This window comes from Streptomyces sp. NPDC059247, from assembly GCF_042754005.1.
Classification (GTDB): domain Bacteria; phylum Actinomycetota; class Actinomycetes; order Streptomycetales; family Streptomycetaceae; genus Streptomyces.
Genome location: NZ_JBHYZW010000003.1, coordinates 622,713 through 638,418, shown reverse-complemented (window position 1 = coordinate 638,418; position 15,706 = coordinate 622,713). Strand labels below are relative to the sequence as shown.

Genomic DNA, 15,706 nt, shown 5'->3' with positions numbered 1-15,706 from the left:
AACCGGACATTCGGACCAGGATGAAGGGGTCGTGTGCCGTGAGGTCCGAGGAGACGCCGGAGGAGACGCCCATGGCCCAGGAAGTACGCCCGTCCCCGCCCGACGACGGAGCCGCCCCCGTGCCGGGCGAGGGACAGAGCCACCGCAAGGTGCTCGTCGCGGTCGGCGCGCTGCTGCTCGGCCTGCTGCTCGCCGCCCTCGACCAGACGATCGTGTCCACGGCCCTGCCGACCATCGTCAGCGAGCTGGGCGGCCTGGAGCACCTGTCGTGGGTGGTCACCGCCTATCTGCTCGCCTCCACGGCGGCCACCCCGCTCTGGGGCAAGCTCGGTGACCAGTACGGCCGCAAGAAGCTCTTCCAGTCGGCGATCGTCCTCTTCCTGATCGGCTCGGCCCTCTGCGGCATCGCCCAGAACATGCCGCAGCTCATCGCCTTCCGGGCCCTCCAGGGTCTGGGCGGCGGCGGCCTCATCGTGCTGTCCATGGCGATCGTCGGCGACCTCGTCCCGCCCCGGGAGCGGGGCAAGTACCAGGGCCTCTTCGGCGCGGTCTTCGGCGCCACCAGCGTCCTCGGCCCCCTCCTCGGCGGCCTCTTCACCCAGCACCTCTCCTGGCGCTGGGTCTTCTACATCAACCTGCCGATCGGGATCGTCGCCCTCTTCGTGATCGCGGCCGTGCTCCACATCCCGGTGCGCTCCACCCGGCACACCATCGACTACCTCGGCACCTTCCTCATCGCCTCCGTCGCCACCTGCCTGGTCCTGGTCGCCTCCCTCGGCGGCACCACCTGGCCCTGGGGCTCGGCGCAGATCATCGGCACCGCCGTCCTCGGAGCCGTACTCCTGGTGTGGTTCCTGTACGTCGAGACGCGGGCGGCCGAGCCCGTGCTGCCGCTCAGGCTGTTCCGCGTCCGCACCTTCAGCCTGGTCTCGGTCATCAGCTTCGTCATCGGCTTCGCGATGTTCGGCGCCATGACCTATCTGCCGACCTTCCTCCAGGTCGTCCAGGGCGTCACCCCGACCATGTCCGGCGTCCACATGCTGCCGATGGTCGCCGGTCTGCTGATCACCTCGACGGGCTCGGGCCAGATCGTCTCCCGCACCGGCCGCTGGAAGGTCTTCCCCATCGCGGGCACCTTCCTCACCGCCGTGGGACTGCTGCTCCTGCACCGGATGACGGAATTCAGCTCCACCTGGGAGATGAGCGTCTACTTCTTCGTCTTCGGCGCCGGACTCGGTCTCGTCATGCAGGTCCTCGTCCTGGTCGTGCAGAACGCCGTCGCCTACGAGGACCTCGGCGTCGCCACCTCGGGAGCCACCTTCTTCCGCTCCATCGGAGCCTCCTTCGGCGTCGCCGTCTTCGGCACGATCTTCACCAACCGGCTCACCTCGAAACTGGAGGACATCTTCGCCCGCGCGGGCGCCGCGCCCCCCGGCACCGGCGCCGGACAGGTCGCCGCCGACCCGCGCGCCGTGGACCGGCTGCCGCCCGCGCTGCGCTCCGAGGTCCTGCACGCGTACGCCACCTCGATCACCGACGTCTTCCTGTACGCGGCGCCCGTCGTCCTGGTGGCCTTCGTCTTCTCCTGGTTCCTCAAGGAGGACAAGCTGCGGGGCTCCGTCACCGCGCCGGACACCAGCCAGACGCTCGCCACCAACCCGGTCGAACGCTCCTCGTACGACGAGTGCGCCCGCGCCCTGTCGGTCCTCGGCTCCCGCGCGGGCCGCAAGGCGATCTACGAGAGGATCACCGCCCGCGCGGGGCTCGACCTGCTGCCCGCCGCGAGCTGGCTGCTGCTGCGCATCCGCCGCCACGGCACCGTAGAGCCCGCCCGGCTCGCCGATGTCGTGCCCGTACCGCTGAAGGCGATCACGGACGCCGCCCGGCAGATCGAGGACCGGGGTCTGGCCAGCAGGGAAGGGCTCCAGCTGGTCCTCACCGAGGAGGGCGTGGGGGTGGCGACCAGGCTCGCCGCCGCGCGCGAGGAGTCCCTCGCGGAACTGCTCGGCGACTGGTGGGGCCCGGACCGGCCGACCGACCTGATACGGCTCGTGGAGGAGCTGACGGAGGAACTCTCAGGCTCCGACGCGGAACGCCCCCACGGCGAAGGACCGCCCCGCGACCACCGGTCGTGAGGCCCGGCGGCGGAGGGCCCGCCACCGCACGGGGCTCCGGGCCCGTACGTACCGGCTCCGGGCTCAGAGGTCCTTCCCGTACCAGATCTCCTTGTACGGGCCCGTGGCGTACGCGGGGATCTCCGCGTACCCGTGGCGGACGTACGCGGCCCGCGCCTCCACCAGGTCGAGGCGGGTGGTGAGGACCGTCCGGCGGGCACCGAGCGCCCGTGCCTCCGCGTCGAGCGCGGTGAACAGGGCCCCGGCCCCGCCGAGACCCCGGAAGGCGGGCCGCAGGAAGATCCGGGTCAGCTCGGCCCGTCCGCCGTCGAGGAGGAGCAGCCCGCCGCAGCCGGCCGGCTCCCCCTCGTACCGGGCCACCAGGAACTGCCCGGTCGGCGGGGTCAGCAGCTCCGCCCCGTCGTCCGTGAGCCCCTCGTCGATCTCCGCCTCGGTCGCGGGCCGCTTCCAGTACCGTCCGGCGACCTCCCCGTAGTAGGCACGGCGAAGCGCCGAGGCGTCCGGGGCACGGATGTGCTCGGGGGTGAAAGTCCAGGTCATACGCGCCATTGTGGGGCGCGCACGCCCCGGCGCGCAGCGGGGTTTCCGCGCGGGTCAGCCCTTCGGGCTCGCCTGCTGGACGACCTCGAAGGACCACAGGGTGGAGCCGGTGGCGGCGGGCTTCGGCCGCTCGCCGCCGCCCTCGCCGTGGGCGCCCCGCATGGAACCGTTCATCCAGTTCTGGAAGTCCTCCTCGCCGCGCCAGCGGGTGTAGACCAGGTACTGGTCGGTTCCTTCGAGGGGCCGCAGCAGCTCGAACCACTCGAACCCGTCGGACCCCTCCACGGCCCCGCCCCGAGCGGCGAACCGCTGCTCCAGCACCTCACGCTGCTCGACGGGCACGGTCAGGACGTTGATCTTCACGATGCTCATGAGGGGCAGGATATGTCCCGGGTCTCCCGCCCTCCGCGCGGGCGGGGCGGAACCCGGGCCCGGGTCCGGGGCCGAGTCCGGGGGTCAGTCGGTGACGCGGGCGAGCAGGAGGCCGTCGTAGCCCTTGGTGCCGACGGTCTGGACGGCGGTGGCGACCAGGCGCGGTTCGCGGGCGACGAGTTCGAAGAGTTCCCGGGTGCCGGTGACCGCCGGGTCCTCCGGGGCGGGCGCGGTGATCCGCCCGCCGCGCACGACGTTGTCGACGATGATCAGGGTGCCGGGCCGGGACAGCTTCAGGGCCCATTCCACGTACCGCGGGTTGTTGACCTTGTCGGCGTCGATGAAGACGAGGTCGAAGGGGCCCGTGTCCTCCGCCGCCAGGAGCGGCAGGGTGTCGAGGGCGGCGCCGGTGCGCACCTCGACGAGCTTGGCGAGTCCGGCGCGGGCGATGTTGGCGCGGGCGACGTCCGCGTGCGCCGGGTCGTGCTCCAGGGTGACGAGCCGTCCGTCGGCGGGCAGCGCGCGGGCCAGCCAGATCGTGCTGTAGCCGCCGAGGGTGCCGATCTCCAGGATGCGGCGGGCGCCCTGGGTGAGGGCGAGGAGGTGGAGGAGCTTGCCCTGGTTGGGGGCGACGGCGATCTCCGGCAGGCCCGCCGCGACGGAGTCCGCGAGCGTGGCGGTGAGGACGTCGTCGGCGGGGGCGATCGTGTCGGTGAAGTACTGGTCGACCTCGGTCCACCGGGGGTCCGTCCCGGGGGCCGTCTGGGGCTGAGGGTTCGTCATGCGGTCGAACGTACACCTGGGTCCGGAGGGCGGCGGGCCGGGCGTCGCTCCTTCCGTTCCGTACGCGTCCTCGTACGGGTGCGGAGGGAACGGCGTCCGGCCCGGTCCTCCTCCCGCCGTCCGTGTCCGTGTCCCGGGGCCGGTCAGACCCGGGTGCGGACCCGGAGTTCCTTGACGCCGTTGAGCCAGGCGGCGCGCAGTCGGCGCGGTTCCCCGGCGAGCGTGAGGTCGGGCAGGACGTCCGCGAGCGCGTTGAAGATCAGCTCGATCTCCTTGACGGCGAGGGACTTGCCGAGGCAGAAGTGGGGCCCGCCGCCGCCGAAGCCGAGGTGCGGGTTGGGGTCGCGGGTGATGTCGAAGCGTTCGGGACCGGTGAAGACCTCGGGGTCGTTGTTGGCGGAGGAGTAGAAGAGGCCGACGCGGTCGCCCCTGGCGATCTTCTGGCCGCCGATCTCGGTGTCCTGGGTCGCGGTCCGCTGGAAGGAGACGACGGGGGTGGCCCAGCGGACGATCTCCTCGGCGGTGGTCGAGGGGCGTTCCCGTTTGAACAGTTCCCACTGGTCGGGGTGGGTGAGGAAGGCGTGCATCCCGTGGCTGATGGCGTTGCGGGTGGTCTCGTTGCCCGCGACGGCGAGCAGCAGGACGAAGAAGCCGAACTCGTCGGAGGAGAGGTTGCCCTCGCCCTCGGCGGCGACCAGCTGGCTGACGATGTCGGCGGCGGGGCACTCCTTGCGGGCGGCGGCCATGTTCATCGAGTAGCCGATGAGTTCCATGGCGGCTTCGGCGCCGATCTCCTCGGTGATGGCGTACTCGGGATCGTCGTAGGAGACCATCTTGTTCGACCAGTCGAAGATCCGGGAGCGGTCCTCCTGCGGGATGCCGATGAGTTCGGCGATGGCCTGGAGGGGCAGTTCGACGGCGACCCGGGTGACGAAGTCGAAGGTGCCGTCGGCGTCCGCGCCGCGCCGGGCCTCCTCGACGATGGCGCGGGCCCGGTCGCGCAGCGTGGTCTCCAGACCTCGGATGGCGCGGGGGGTGAAGCCGCGCTGGACGATCTGGCGGACCCGGGTGTGCTCGGGCGGGTCCATGTTGAGCATGATCAGTTTCTGGACCTCGATCTGGTCCCGGCTGATGCGCTCGTTGAAGCGGATGACGGCCGTGTTCTCGTTCGAGGAGAACAGCTCCGGGTGGGTGGAGACGTACTTGACGTCCGCGTGGCGCGTGACGGCCCAGTACCCGCTGTCCGCGTAGCCGGTGCTGCCGGGCGTCTGGGCGCACCACCAGACGGGCGCGGTCTGCCGCAGGAGGGCGAACTCGGGGAGCGGGACGCGGTCGTGGAGCACGTCGGGGTCGGTGGCGTCGAACCCTTCGGGAAGGTGGGGACAGGGCATCGGCAACACTCCACGTCTGAGGGGATCCGGGGATCCGAAGAGATCTGATGGGCCGTCAGGAGTTGTCGGGAATTTAATGACGAGCCCCGCAAGAGGCAAGGGCCGTAACGGGAACTGTTGCCTCCCGGACCCTTGCGTACCCACGGTGGCAGTCATAAGACTGCAAGCAGAACTAGAACGCGTACTAGTTCCCCCGTGATCCGACCGACGGGCTGCCGGGACGCCCCGTCCGGTCGAGGAGAGGACGAGCTCATGGCCGCTGAACCCGTCATCGTCGAAGCCGTACGCACCCCCATCGGCAAGCGCGGAGGCGCGCTCGCCAATCTGCACCCCGCCTACCTCCTGGGTGAGACCTACCGGGAACTGCTCGGCCGCACCGGCATCCCCGCCGACTGCGTCGAACAGATCGTCGGCGGTACCGTCACCCACGCGGGGGAGCAGTCCATGAACCCCGCCCGTACCGCCTGGCTCACCATGGGCCTGCCGTACGAGACCGCCGCCACCACCGTCGACTGCCAGTGCGGCTCCTCCCAGCAGGCCAGCCACATGGTCGCCAACATGGTCGCGGCGGGCGTCATCGACATCGGGATCAGCTGTGGTGTCGAGGCGATGTCACGGGTGCCGCTCGGATCCGGCTCCAAGCACGGACCCGGCAAACCCTTCCCCGACGAGTGGAACGTCGACCTCCCCAACCAGTTCGAGGCCGCCGAGCGCATCGCCCGCAGGCGGGGTCTCGGCCGCGAACGCGTCGACTCCCTCGGTCTGCTCTCCCAGGAGCGGGCCGCGCTGGCCTGGGCCGAGGAGCGCTTCAAGCGGGAGACCTTCGCCGTCCAGGTCCCCACCACCGAGGAGGAGCAGACGGCGGGCCAGGGCATGTGGCGGCTCGTCGACCGCGACGAGGGGCTGCGCGACACCACCATGGAGGGCCTGGCACGGCTCAAGCCGGTCATGCCGACCGCCGTGCACACCGCGGGCAACTCCTCGCAGATCTCCGACGGCGCCGCCGCGATCCTGTGGGCGTCCAAGCGGATGGCCCGCGCCCTCAAGCTCCGGCCGCGCGCCCGGATCGTCGCCCAGGCGCTGGTCGGCGCGGACCCGCACTACCACCTCGACGGGCCGGTCGACGCGACCCGCGCGGTCCTCGGCAAGGCCGGGATGTCCCTCCGGGACATCGACCTGGTCGAGATCAACGAGGCCTTCGCCTCCGTGGTGCTCTCCTGGGCGCAGGTCTTCGACCAGGACCTGGAGAAGGTCAACGTCAACGGCGGCGCCATCGCCCTCGGTCACCCCGTCGGTGCCACCGGCGCCCGGCTGATCACCACGGCCCTCCACGAGCTGGAGCGCACCGACAAGGAATTCGCCCTGATCACGATGTGCGCGGGCGGCGCGGTGGCGACCGGCACGATCATCCAGCGGCTCTGAGCCCCGTCCGGCGGCTCTGAGCCTTCGAGCGGCGACTCTCTGGGCCCCGTCCGGCGACTCCGAGCCCGCTGAGCACCGGCGCCCGCGCGCCTCCGGTCGCCCGTCCGGTCCACCCCCGGTCCACCTCGCCCCCCGGTCCACCCCCGGCGCCCCGGTCCACCCCCGGCGCCCCGGGTCCACCGGCCGTCCTTCCCCGGTCCACCCCCTGCCTGGCCCCGGGTCCGCCCCCACATGCCCCCGGAAAACGCCGCAGGCCCCGGTCTCCCTGACGGGAGCGGGGCCTTGCGTGAGCGTGGCTGACGGCGGCGGTGTCTCAGTACCAGCCGTTGGACTGCCAGAACGCCCAGGCGGCGTTCGGGGAGCCGTAACGCTCGTTCATGTAGTTGAGGCCCCACTTGATCTGGGTGGCGGGGTTGGTCTTCCAGTCGGAGCCGGCCGAGGACATCTTCGAGGCCGGAAGGGCCTGGACCAGGCCGTAGGCGCCGCTGGAGGAGTTGGTGGCCTTGTGGTTCCAGCCGGACTCGTGGGACACGATCTTGCTGAAGGCGGAGTACTGCGAAGCCGGGACGATCTGGCGGGCGAGGTCCTGCGGGCTGGCGGCCGAAGCCGTGCTCGTCGTACCGAGGACCGCACCGGACGCGGCCAGCAGCACGGCTGCGGAGGCGGCGAAGGTCTGCTTGCGGGCGGCGGCACGAGTGAGGAGCGAGCTGAACAACGGAGTGACCTAACGTCGGGGACAAGGATCGCGCCGGGCGGTTTCGGCAAGCCGGAACCAGAACCCGGGAGACCCGGGGATCTGGGGGAACCGGCCGTCCGTGGTGCTGCGACGAGCACCGGCTGCCTGGCGACGTCCACCAGAGAAGCAGGGCGGGAAGCCCGGCGCAATGACCCCCTGTACGAGGGAGGTTCGGACCCGGGGGCCCTCCACGAAGCGCGATAGTACGAGGATTTCCGCAGGTCATGACCCGATGTGGGCGGTTTGTGCGGGTGTCGTACGGCTACTACTCCGGCTCGTAAGTGACCTGCGTCCTATGGGACGCCTCACTCCGGGAGGGCCCTTCCGGGGCCTCGAATGTGACCTGGGCCTCGAAGTTCGCCCGCCGGGTCGCCCGCCGCAGCGCCTTGAGGAGCGTCCCGCCGACGGTGAGCGTCAGGACCACGGTGAGCACCGCCCGGCCCAGGTCCCAGCCCAGCGACGTCGCCGTCACATAGGCGAGGAACCGCACCAGGTTCTCGCCGAGCGGCGCACCCGGCTGGAACGAGACCCCGCCGCCCAGGCCCTGGAGCAGCACCCAGCCCTGCAGGTTCATGACCGTGCCGTACGCGAACGCCGCCAGGAACCCGTACGCCGAGAGCATCAGCAGCTCGCCCCGCCCCCGCAGCCGCTCCGGGCCCGGCAGCAGCCCCGCGCCCATCGTGAACCAGCCCATCGCCAGCATCTGGAACGGCATCCAGGGCCCCACCCCGCCCGTGAGCAGCGCCGACGCGAACATCGTCACCGCGCCCAGGACGAAACCGAAGCCCGGCCCCAGGACCCGGCCGCTCAGCACCATCAGGAAGAACATCGGCTCCAGGCCCGCCGTGCCCGCGCCCAGCGGGCGCAGCGCCGCGCCCACGGCGGCGAGCACCCCCAGCATCGCCACCGCCTTCGCGTCCATCCCGCAGTCCGCGATCGTCGCCACCACCACGGCCACCAGCAGCGGCAGCAGCGCGGCGAACAGCCACGGCGCGTCCCCCGCGTGCGAGGTGACGGCCGAGCCGGGGTCAGCGAAGAGCGGCCAGCAGAACGCGCCGAGACCGATCAGGGAGACCAGGACGAGCGCCGCCACCGAGCGGGGCCCGAGCCGGACCGGGCGGGCGCTCACGGGGTCCCCTCCGGAGCCCGCCCGGCCACGGACGAGGGGGCGGCGGCGGAGGAGGGCCCGCCGGGGGCCCGTCCGGACGCCCGGTGCAGCGCCCGCTCCACCTGCTCGACCGTGAGCCAGTGCTGCGGGGCGAGGACCTTCCCCACCTGCGGCGAGAACGCGGGCGAGGAGACGACGACCTCCGCCGTCGGCCCGTCCGCCACCACCTCGCCGTCCGCGACGATCACCACCCGGTGCGCCAGTTCCGCCGCCAGCTCCACGTCATGGGTGGCGAGCACGATCGCGTGCCCCTCCGCCGCGAGCGCGCGGAGCAGGGCGACCAGCCGCGCCTTGGCCGCGTAGTCCAGGCCCCGGGTCGGCTCGTCGAGCAGCAGCAGCGGCGGGCGTCCGGTCAGGACCACGGCCAGCGCGAGGGCGAGGCGCTGCCCCTCGGACAGGTCCCGGGGATGGGTGTCGTCCGCCACCCCCAGCAGCAGCCCGGACACCAGATCCCGGCAGGTGCCGGGCGGCGCGCCCGCGTCGGTGTCCGCCGCCGCGCACTCGGCGGCCACCGTGTCGGCGTACAGCAGGTCGCGCGGCTCCTGCGGGACCAGGCCGACCTCGCGGATCAGCTCGCGCGGGTCGGTGGTGTGCGGGACGCGGCCCGCGACGAGGACGGTCCCGGAGGTCGGGGCGATCATGCCGACGAGGGCCGAGAGGAGGGTGGACTTCCCGGCGCCGTTGCGGCCCATGAGGGCGACGGTCTCACCGGCCTCGACCCGGAGGCCGATACGGCGCAGGGCCTCGACCCGGCCCCGGCGGACACCCAGCCCGGTGACGTCCACGAGGGGCGCGGCGGGCGCGGGCGCGGCGGTGCGGCGGCGCCGGAACAGGGCGGGGCCCCCGCCCCGCGCCTTCCCGGAAGAGGGGCGGGGGGTCACCCCGGTCGTTCCCGGCCCCTCCGGCCCCTCCGGCCCCTCCGGCTCGCCCGATCCCTCCAGCCCCTCCAGGCGCTCCTTCAGCGGCCCGGACCGGCGCCGGGCGTCCCGTACGGTCAGCGGCAGCGGTTCCCAGCCTGCGAGACGGCCGAGCGCCACCACCGGGGGGTGCACCGGGGAGACCGCCATGATCTCCGCGGGCGGGCCCATGAGCGCCTCCGGCAGCAGGATGACCCGGTCCGCGTACTGCACCACCCGCTCGAGGCGGTGCTCGGCGAGCAGGACCGTGGTCCCCAGGTCGTGCACCAGGCGCTGGAGCACCGCGAGGACCTCCTCCGCCGCCGAGGGGTCGAGCGCGGACGTCGGCTCGTCGAGGACCAGGACCTTCGGGTGCGGGGTGAGGACGGAACCGATGGCCACCCGCTGCCGCTGCCCGCCGGAGAGCGTGGCGATCGGCCGGTCGCGCAGCTCGGCCAGGCCCAGCAGGTCGAGGGTCTCCTCGACGCGCCGCCGCATCACGCCCGGCGCCAGGCCCAGGGACTCCATGCCGTACGCCAGCTCGTCCTCGACCGTGTCGGTGACGAAGTGCGCGGACGGGTCCTGGCCGACCGTGCCGACCACGTCGGCCAGCTCGCGCGGGGGATGGGTGCGGGTGTCGCGGCCGTCGACGGTGACCCGGCCGGTGAGGGTGCCGCCGGTGAAGTGCGGGACGAGCCCGGAGACCGCGCCGAGCAGGGTCGACTTGCCGACCCCGGAGGGGCCGACGAGCAGCACCAGCTCCCCCTCGGGGACGGTGAGGTCCAGGTTCCGCAGGACGGGCCCGGAACGGTCCTCGTAGGTCACCGAGACGTTCTCGAAGCGGATCACGCGTTCTCCTTGGGAACGGGGGCCACGAACGCGGGCAGCAGGCCCACCAGGACCGAGAGCGCGGGCCACAGCGGCAACTGCGGCGCGACCAGGGGCACCACCCCCGGGTGCAGGGCCTCGGGCGCGTAGGCGTTCGCCCGGATCATCAGGACCGCGACCGCCGCCCCCGAGCCCGCGACCAGCCAGGCGCGGGCGTCCCAGCGGTCCGGCCGGTACCGGGTGCGGACCGTCCGGCGCCCGCCGAGCCGCAGCCCGGCCATCGCGGCGAGCAGCCCCGCGCCGAGCAGCGGCAGGCCGTACCGGGCGCCCTCGGCGGCGAGCAGCCCGTACGTACCGGCGCAGACGCCGAGGAGCCCGCCCAGGGTGAGCAGGTTCGTGGTGCGCCGTACGGACGCCGGGACGTGCGCGGTCCGCCCGTATCCCCGCGCGTCCATCGACGCGGCGACCGCGACCGACCGTTCCAGGGCGCCTTCGAGGACCGGCAGGCCGATCTGGAGCACCGCCCTGACCCCGCCGGTGGGGCGTCCGCGCAGCCGCCGGGCGGTCCGCAGCCGGGCCACGTCCGCGACCATGTTCGGCGCGAAGGTCATCGCCACGACGACGGCGACCCCGGCCTCGTACAGGGCGCCCGGCAGCGACTTCAGCAGCCGCGCCGGGTTGGCCAGCGCGTTCGCCGCGCCCACGCAGATCAGCAGGGTCGCCAGTTTGGCGCCGTCGTACAGCGCGACGAGGAGTTGCTCGGCCGTCACCCGGCCGCCGATCCGGATGCCCCGCGCCCAGTCGGGCAGCGGCACCTCGGGCAGGGTGAACAGCGGGTGGCTGCCGGGCACGGGGGAGCCGAGCAGCAGCGAGAAGACGACCCGCAGGAGGACGACGAACAGGCCGAGCTTGACGAAGGCACCGTACGAGCGGGCCCAGGGCGCGTCGGTGCGGCGGGCCGCGACGACGTATCCGGAGACGCCGACGATCAGCCCGAGCAGCAGCGGATTGGTGGTGCGGGAGGCGGCGACGGCGAGCCCGAGCGCCCACAGCCACCAGGCCCCGGCGTGCAGCGCGTTGCCCCGGTCGGCCTCGGGGGCGCGCAGCACGGAGGGCGGCCGGGTGCGGGGGCTGTCCTGCGGGGCGGGGCGCGTCCGGGCGCGGCCCGTCCCTGCCGGGTTCGTCATGCCGGGATCATCCGCGGTGGCGGGCCTTCCAGATCGCCGCGCCGCCGAGGGCGAGGACGGCCGCGCCTCCGGCGAGCACGCCGAGGGACGGGCCGCCGCCCTCGCCGGTGCCGGAGGCGGCCGGAGCGGCGGTCGCGGTGGCGGTCGGCGTCGCGGACGGCTCGCCCGCCCGCTCGGCGACCTGTTCGCCGCAGCCGCGCGCGGGGTAGCCCGCGATCCCGCAGATCATGGCGGAGCTGTCGTACCGGAGGGGTGCGGCGACGGCGGCCAGCGCCTCCGCGGCCGTGGCGTCCCGGCGGACCTCGGCGCAGCCGGTCGTGACCGGCTTCGCGGGCGGGGTCTCGCCGGGCGGGGCGTCCCGGGGGCCGCCGGAGTCGACGACGACCGCGACCCGCTTGGCGCCGTTCCCTGCCGCCGTCGTTCCGCAGATCCCGGCGAAGTCGGGGGCGGCCGAGGGCCGCGAGGTGTCGTCGGTGCCGCCGCTGACCGCGAAGCGGAAGCCGACGACGTCGCCGTCGGCGGGCCGGGCGGTGGCGGGACCGAGGGTGGCGTACGCCCAGGGCTTCCCGCCGTCGCTCTCCCAGAACGACCAGTAGCGGTATCCGGCGGCCTGCGCGGGCGCCGCCGCGACCCCGGCGAGGGTGAGCAGGGCTCCGGCGGTGGCGCCCGCGAGCCGGGCGCCCCTTCTCCGGGAGACGCTCACTTCTTTCGGCCGCTCACGAGGAAGCCGATGCCGACGCCGACGACCGTGCCGATGCCGATGATCCACCAGACGTCGAAGCCGGAGTTCTCGTCGTCGCTGGTGGAGGAGGCGGAGGTGTCGGGGGTCTTGGGCGCGGGCCCGGTGGCGTTGAGCTGCTCGACGAGGTCGGTGGTGCCGAACTCGCGGGGGTCGGTGTCGGTGGCGCGGGCGGCGAGGACCAGCTGCGCGTACGCGGCCGGGCCGCCCTCCTTCGCCCAGCCCGCGGAGTTCTTCTCCAGCCACTCCAGGGCGGGCTTGGCCTCCTTGGCGGCGCCGGACGCGGCGAGCGCGACGACGGCGTCGGCGGTGTTGCCGACGTCGGGCCGCTCGGTGGTGTCGGTGGCGCCGGGCATCGGCGGCAGGGTGAGGTGACCGGTCTTCGCGAGGGCCTTCGCCAGGTAGGAGGCGCCGTTGAGGGCGGCCCGCTCGGCGGTCGGCTTGGTCAGGTCGGTGCAGGTGGGGGGCTGCTCGGGGGAGGCCTTGGTGGCGACGGGGCTCTTGCCGAGTCCGGCGAGGGTGGCGGCGGCGGTGGCGTCGGCGTTCGCGAGCAGCTCGCCGTTCTTGCCGGGCTGGTACGCGAAGGCGCCCGCGCCGTCCTTGTCGGAGCAGGGCAGCGCGAAGGTGAGGAGCGCGTCGTAGGGGGTGCGGCCCTCGGCGGAGGTGTACGAGCCGGGCTTGACGCCGGTCGCGGCGAGGGCGCCGATGACGATCGAGGTGGAGTTGGCGTCGCTGGCGCCGCCCGCTCCGTAGCCCCAGCCGCCGTCCTTGTTCTGGACGGTCCTGAGCCAGCCCGTGCCCGCCTCGACGGCCTCGTCGAGCTTCTTCGGGTCGGCGGCCTGACGGCGGACGGCGCCGAGCGCCTGCACGGCGACGGCGGTGGCGTTGGTGTCCCGCACGGTCTTGGCGTCGCAGGGCTTGCCGGTGTCGGGGCGGTAGGAGGCGAACGAGCCGTCGTCGCACTGCTGGCCGAGCAGCCAGTCCACGGACCGGTCGGCGGGCTGGTAGCCGGTGGCGCGCTGGGCGAGGAAGGCGAGGGACTGGCGCCAGACACCGTCGTACGTGGGGTCCTTGGTGCCGTACAGGCCGGGCGAGGGGGTGGCGGCGGAGGCCGAGGGGGAGGGTGCGGCGGTGGCCGCTCCCGCGGCTGCGGTGCCGAGCAGGACGGCGGCGGTGAGCGCGGCGGCGCCGTTGCGGACGGTGATCATGGGGCCCTCTCCTGCGGCCGGGCACCGGCACGCCTCGGGGGCACCTGGCTCCGGCTCCGTATTCCTCGACGGTGCCGTGGTCACGTCCCGTGCGGGGCATTCCGACTCGCTGTCCGGGGGACAGCTCTACGGCTGCGGGGTCAGTGCCGGATTCGCACCGGCTTCCCCCCGTACGGGCATGATGACGACCGGGTCAGTCTACCGGCCCGTAGGGGAGGTGCCCGGGGGCGCGGGGCGGCCCGCGCGGTGTGCGAGCTGGCTCACACGGCCAGGTAGGTGACCGGGTCGGTGCCGGGGACGGCTTCGGCGCGGCCCTGTTTGACGAGTCTGCGGAGGTGGGCCTCGGCCTCGCTGACGGCGATGTTGCGGGAGCCGTGGGGGATGCGGTCCCAGGGGCGGTTCCACTCCATCCGCTCGGCGAGCTGCCAGGGGGTGAGGGGGACGGCGAGGAGCGCGAGGAGCCCGGCGAGCCGTTCCTCGTGGTGGTCGAGGAGGGCGCGGACGCGTCCGGCGGCGTCGGTGAAGGCGTGCTGGTGGGCGGGGAGGACCTCGGCGACGCCGAGGCGGCCGACGCGTTCGAGGGAGTCGAGGTAGTCGCCGAGGGGGTCGGTGGCGGCGGTGGTGTCGTCGGGGTCCTCGTACAGGCCGATGTGCGGGGAGATCCCGGGCAGCAGGTGGTCGCCGGAGAAGAGGCGGCCGTGGCCGGGGAGCCCGGCGGGGTGCTCCTCCTCCAGGTGGAGGCAGACGTGGCCGGGGGTGTGGCCGGGGGTCCAGACGGCGCGGAGCCTGCGTCCGGCGAGGTCGAGGAGTTCGCCGGGGACGATCTCGCGGTCGGGGAGGGCGGCGCGCAGCCCGGGGAGGGCGACGGCGCGGCCGGAGTCGCGGGCGGCGCGCAGCGGGGCGAGGTGGTCCTCGGGCGCGCCGACGGCGGCGAGCTTGCGGGCGAGGTAGTCGAGCCAGGTGCCGGGCCGGGACTCGCGGGTGCGGCGGACGACGGCGGTGTCGGCGGCGTGCATGGCGATCCAGGCGCCGGACTCCTCGCGGACCCGGCCGGAGAGCCCGTGGTGGTCGGGGTGGTGGTGGGTGATGACGACGCCGTGGACGTCGCCGGGGGCGATGCCCAGGGCGGCGAGCCCTCCGGCGAGCTCGGTCCAGGAGGCGGGGTCGTCCCAGCCGGTGTCGACGAGGACCGGGCCCCGGTCGGTGTCGAGGACGTGGACGAGGGTGTGGCCGAGGGGGTTGTCGGGGATGGGCACCCGGAGGGACCAGACGCCTCCGCCGTGCTCGGTCACCTGGGGCGCGGATTCCTGCATGGGTCCTCGTCTCTCCACGGCGGTGCGGGGTGCTCGACCGTTGCCCATCATAACGAGAACTGACGGTTCGTCAGAGTGGCCTGCGTCGCATCGCCTTCGATCCGCCTGGACCCGCGGGTCCGGCCGTCGCGCGCGGTGCTGTGAGGGGCCGGGCGACGGCCCTCTCGCCGAGGTCCGCGGCACTCGGCTCGTCCTGGGTCCGCGACGTGGCGCCGTGGCCGGGGGTGACGGCGGGGCCGCGCATGTCGTCGAGGGCGGCCTCGGCCGCTGGTGCGGGGGCGACCGGCGCGATCGCGAGGAGGCGCCCGTGCCGACCCTGCCCGGACGTTCGCGTCAGCCCCACCCGGGGCGGGGCTGACGCGAACGGGGCGTGCCGCCGCCCGGCCGGTCGGCTTCGGAACACCGATCCGCGCGTGGTCGTCCCGTGGTCGCGCGGCCACGTCCGTCCGGGAACCGCTGCCAGGACGTCACCGGGGCCGACCTGGCGGGGTCCGGCCCGGCGGGGCCCGGCCCGGCCCGGCGGGGCCCGGCTGGGTGCGCGTCCAGGTCGACGGCTCCTCCGCGCGGCCCCGCCCTCACGGCCCTCACCGCCCTCGCCGCCTTCGGCGCGGCGGCGCGTATCGCGGTCCGCGCGGCTCCGGGTGTCCCCGAGCCGGTCCGGATGCTCACCGGAGCGGTGGTCGCGGGTCGGACCCGGCGTCTACCGGCGCGCCGTCGGCATCGCTCCGGACCGCGTCGGCGGGAAGCGCGGGAGCGTCGCCCCGCGCGCCGCCGGACGGGGCGGGCGGGGCGTGGTGCCCGCTGTGTCTAGCGGGCCGCCTCGTACTGCCCCTTCAGGCGGAAGTGGCGCAGGGCTTCCGGGGAGTTGTCGTCGAGGGCGGCGTTGGCGGCGGCGCGCAGGGCCGGGCTGATGTTCGGGTTCGCGAGCAGGCGGAGGGTGTAGAAGCGGTCGTCTTCGGCCTGGGCGAGTCGGTAGCCGGTCTTGAGC

At 74.0% G+C, this 15,706-nt stretch carries 13 protein-coding genes, 1 pseudogene and 1 riboswitch; of the genes and pseudogenes, 2 read left to right on the top strand and 12 right to left on the bottom strand.

Annotation, left to right across the window (positions count from 1 at the left end; all coding sequences use genetic code 11):
- Positions 1 to 71: 71 nt before the first annotated feature.
- On the top strand, positions 72 to 2,135 hold the full coding sequence (locus tag ACFXGN_RS09900) for a DHA2 family efflux MFS transporter permease subunit (RefSeq protein WP_384855819.1): 2,064 nt from the start codon (positions 72 to 74) through the stop codon (positions 2,133 to 2,135).
- A 63-nt stretch (positions 2,136 to 2,198) separates the two neighbouring features.
- On the opposite strand, the gene ACFXGN_RS09895 is transcribed toward ACFXGN_RS09900, so the two are convergent.
- The 4 genes from ACFXGN_RS09895 to ACFXGN_RS09880 all read right to left on the bottom strand — a co-directional run bounded on the left by ACFXGN_RS09895 (position 2,199) and on the right by ACFXGN_RS09880 (position 5,221).
- Entirely contained in the window at positions 2,199 to 2,684 is a 486-nt protein-coding gene (locus ACFXGN_RS09895) for a GNAT family N-acetyltransferase (RefSeq protein WP_384855816.1), read from the bottom strand.
- A 45-nt stretch (positions 2,685 to 2,729) separates the two neighbouring features.
- Positions 2,730 to 3,047 (bottom strand): antibiotic biosynthesis monooxygenase family protein, encoded by a 318-nt coding sequence (locus tag ACFXGN_RS09890; RefSeq protein ID WP_384855813.1) that lies wholly within the window; start codon positions 3,045 to 3,047, stop codon positions 2,730 to 2,732.
- An 84-nt stretch (positions 3,048 to 3,131) separates the two neighbouring features.
- Positions 3,132 to 3,830, bottom strand: coding sequence for an O-methyltransferase (locus tag ACFXGN_RS09885; protein ID WP_384855810.1), 699 nt, complete (start codon positions 3,828 to 3,830; stop codon positions 3,132 to 3,134).
- A 143-nt stretch (positions 3,831 to 3,973) separates the two neighbouring features.
- Positions 3,974 to 5,221, bottom strand: coding sequence for a cytochrome P450 (locus ACFXGN_RS09880; RefSeq protein WP_384855808.1), 1,248 nt, complete (start codon positions 5,219 to 5,221; stop codon positions 3,974 to 3,976).
- 252 nt (positions 5,222 to 5,473) lie between these two features.
- Between ACFXGN_RS09880 and ACFXGN_RS09875 the strand changes: the two genes are divergently transcribed.
- Positions 5,474 to 6,643, top strand: a complete 1,170-nt coding sequence (locus ACFXGN_RS09875) for a steroid 3-ketoacyl-CoA thiolase (RefSeq protein ID WP_366440385.1) — start codon at positions 5,474 to 5,476, stop codon at positions 6,641 to 6,643.
- 313 nt (positions 6,644 to 6,956) lie between these two features.
- Here ACFXGN_RS09875 and ACFXGN_RS09870 read toward each other — a convergent pair whose 3' ends face one another.
- The 8 genes and pseudogenes from ACFXGN_RS09870 to ACFXGN_RS09835 form a co-directional block, all read right to left on the bottom strand.
- Positions 6,957 to 7,358, bottom strand: a complete 402-nt coding sequence (locus tag ACFXGN_RS09870) for a transglycosylase SLT domain-containing protein (RefSeq protein WP_351786382.1) — start codon at positions 7,356 to 7,358, stop codon at positions 6,957 to 6,959.
- 286 nt (positions 7,359 to 7,644) lie between these two features.
- Positions 7,645 to 8,508, bottom strand: a complete 864-nt coding sequence (locus tag ACFXGN_RS09865; protein WP_384855803.1) for an ECF transporter S component — start codon at positions 8,506 to 8,508, stop codon at positions 7,645 to 7,647.
- A complete protein-coding gene (locus ACFXGN_RS09860; RefSeq protein WP_384855799.1) occupies positions 8,505 to 10,292 on the bottom strand; it encodes an ABC transporter ATP-binding protein in 1,788 nt (595 codons plus the stop codon). The genes ACFXGN_RS09865 and ACFXGN_RS09860 overlap by 4 nt, the downstream gene beginning before the upstream one ends.
- Complete coding sequence (locus ACFXGN_RS09855) at positions 10,289 to 11,458, bottom strand: energy-coupling factor transporter transmembrane protein EcfT (RefSeq protein WP_384855796.1); 1,170 nt, start codon at positions 11,456 to 11,458, stop codon at positions 10,289 to 10,291. The genes ACFXGN_RS09860 and ACFXGN_RS09855 overlap by 4 nt, the downstream gene beginning before the upstream one ends.
- 7 nt (positions 11,459 to 11,465) lie before the next feature.
- Entirely contained in the window at positions 11,466 to 12,161 is a 696-nt protein-coding gene (locus ACFXGN_RS09850; RefSeq protein ID WP_384855794.1) for an SCO2322 family protein, read from the bottom strand.
- Positions 12,158 to 13,405, bottom strand: a complete 1,248-nt coding sequence (locus tag ACFXGN_RS09845) for a prenyltransferase/squalene oxidase repeat-containing protein (protein WP_384855792.1) — start codon at positions 13,403 to 13,405, stop codon at positions 12,158 to 12,160. The genes ACFXGN_RS09850 and ACFXGN_RS09845 overlap by 4 nt, the downstream gene beginning before the upstream one ends.
- A 73-nt stretch (positions 13,406 to 13,478) precedes the next feature.
- Positions 13,479 to 13,601, bottom strand: a riboswitch (cobalamin riboswitch).
- A gap of 64 nt (positions 13,602 to 13,665) precedes the next feature.
- Positions 13,666 to 14,718, bottom strand: a complete 1,053-nt coding sequence (locus ACFXGN_RS09840) for an MBL fold metallo-hydrolase (protein ID WP_384855789.1) — start codon at positions 14,716 to 14,718, stop codon at positions 13,666 to 13,668.
- Between the two features lie 807 nt (positions 14,719 to 15,525).
- A pseudogene (locus ACFXGN_RS09835) lies at positions 15,526 to 15,706 on the bottom strand (hypothetical protein); the annotation flags it as partial.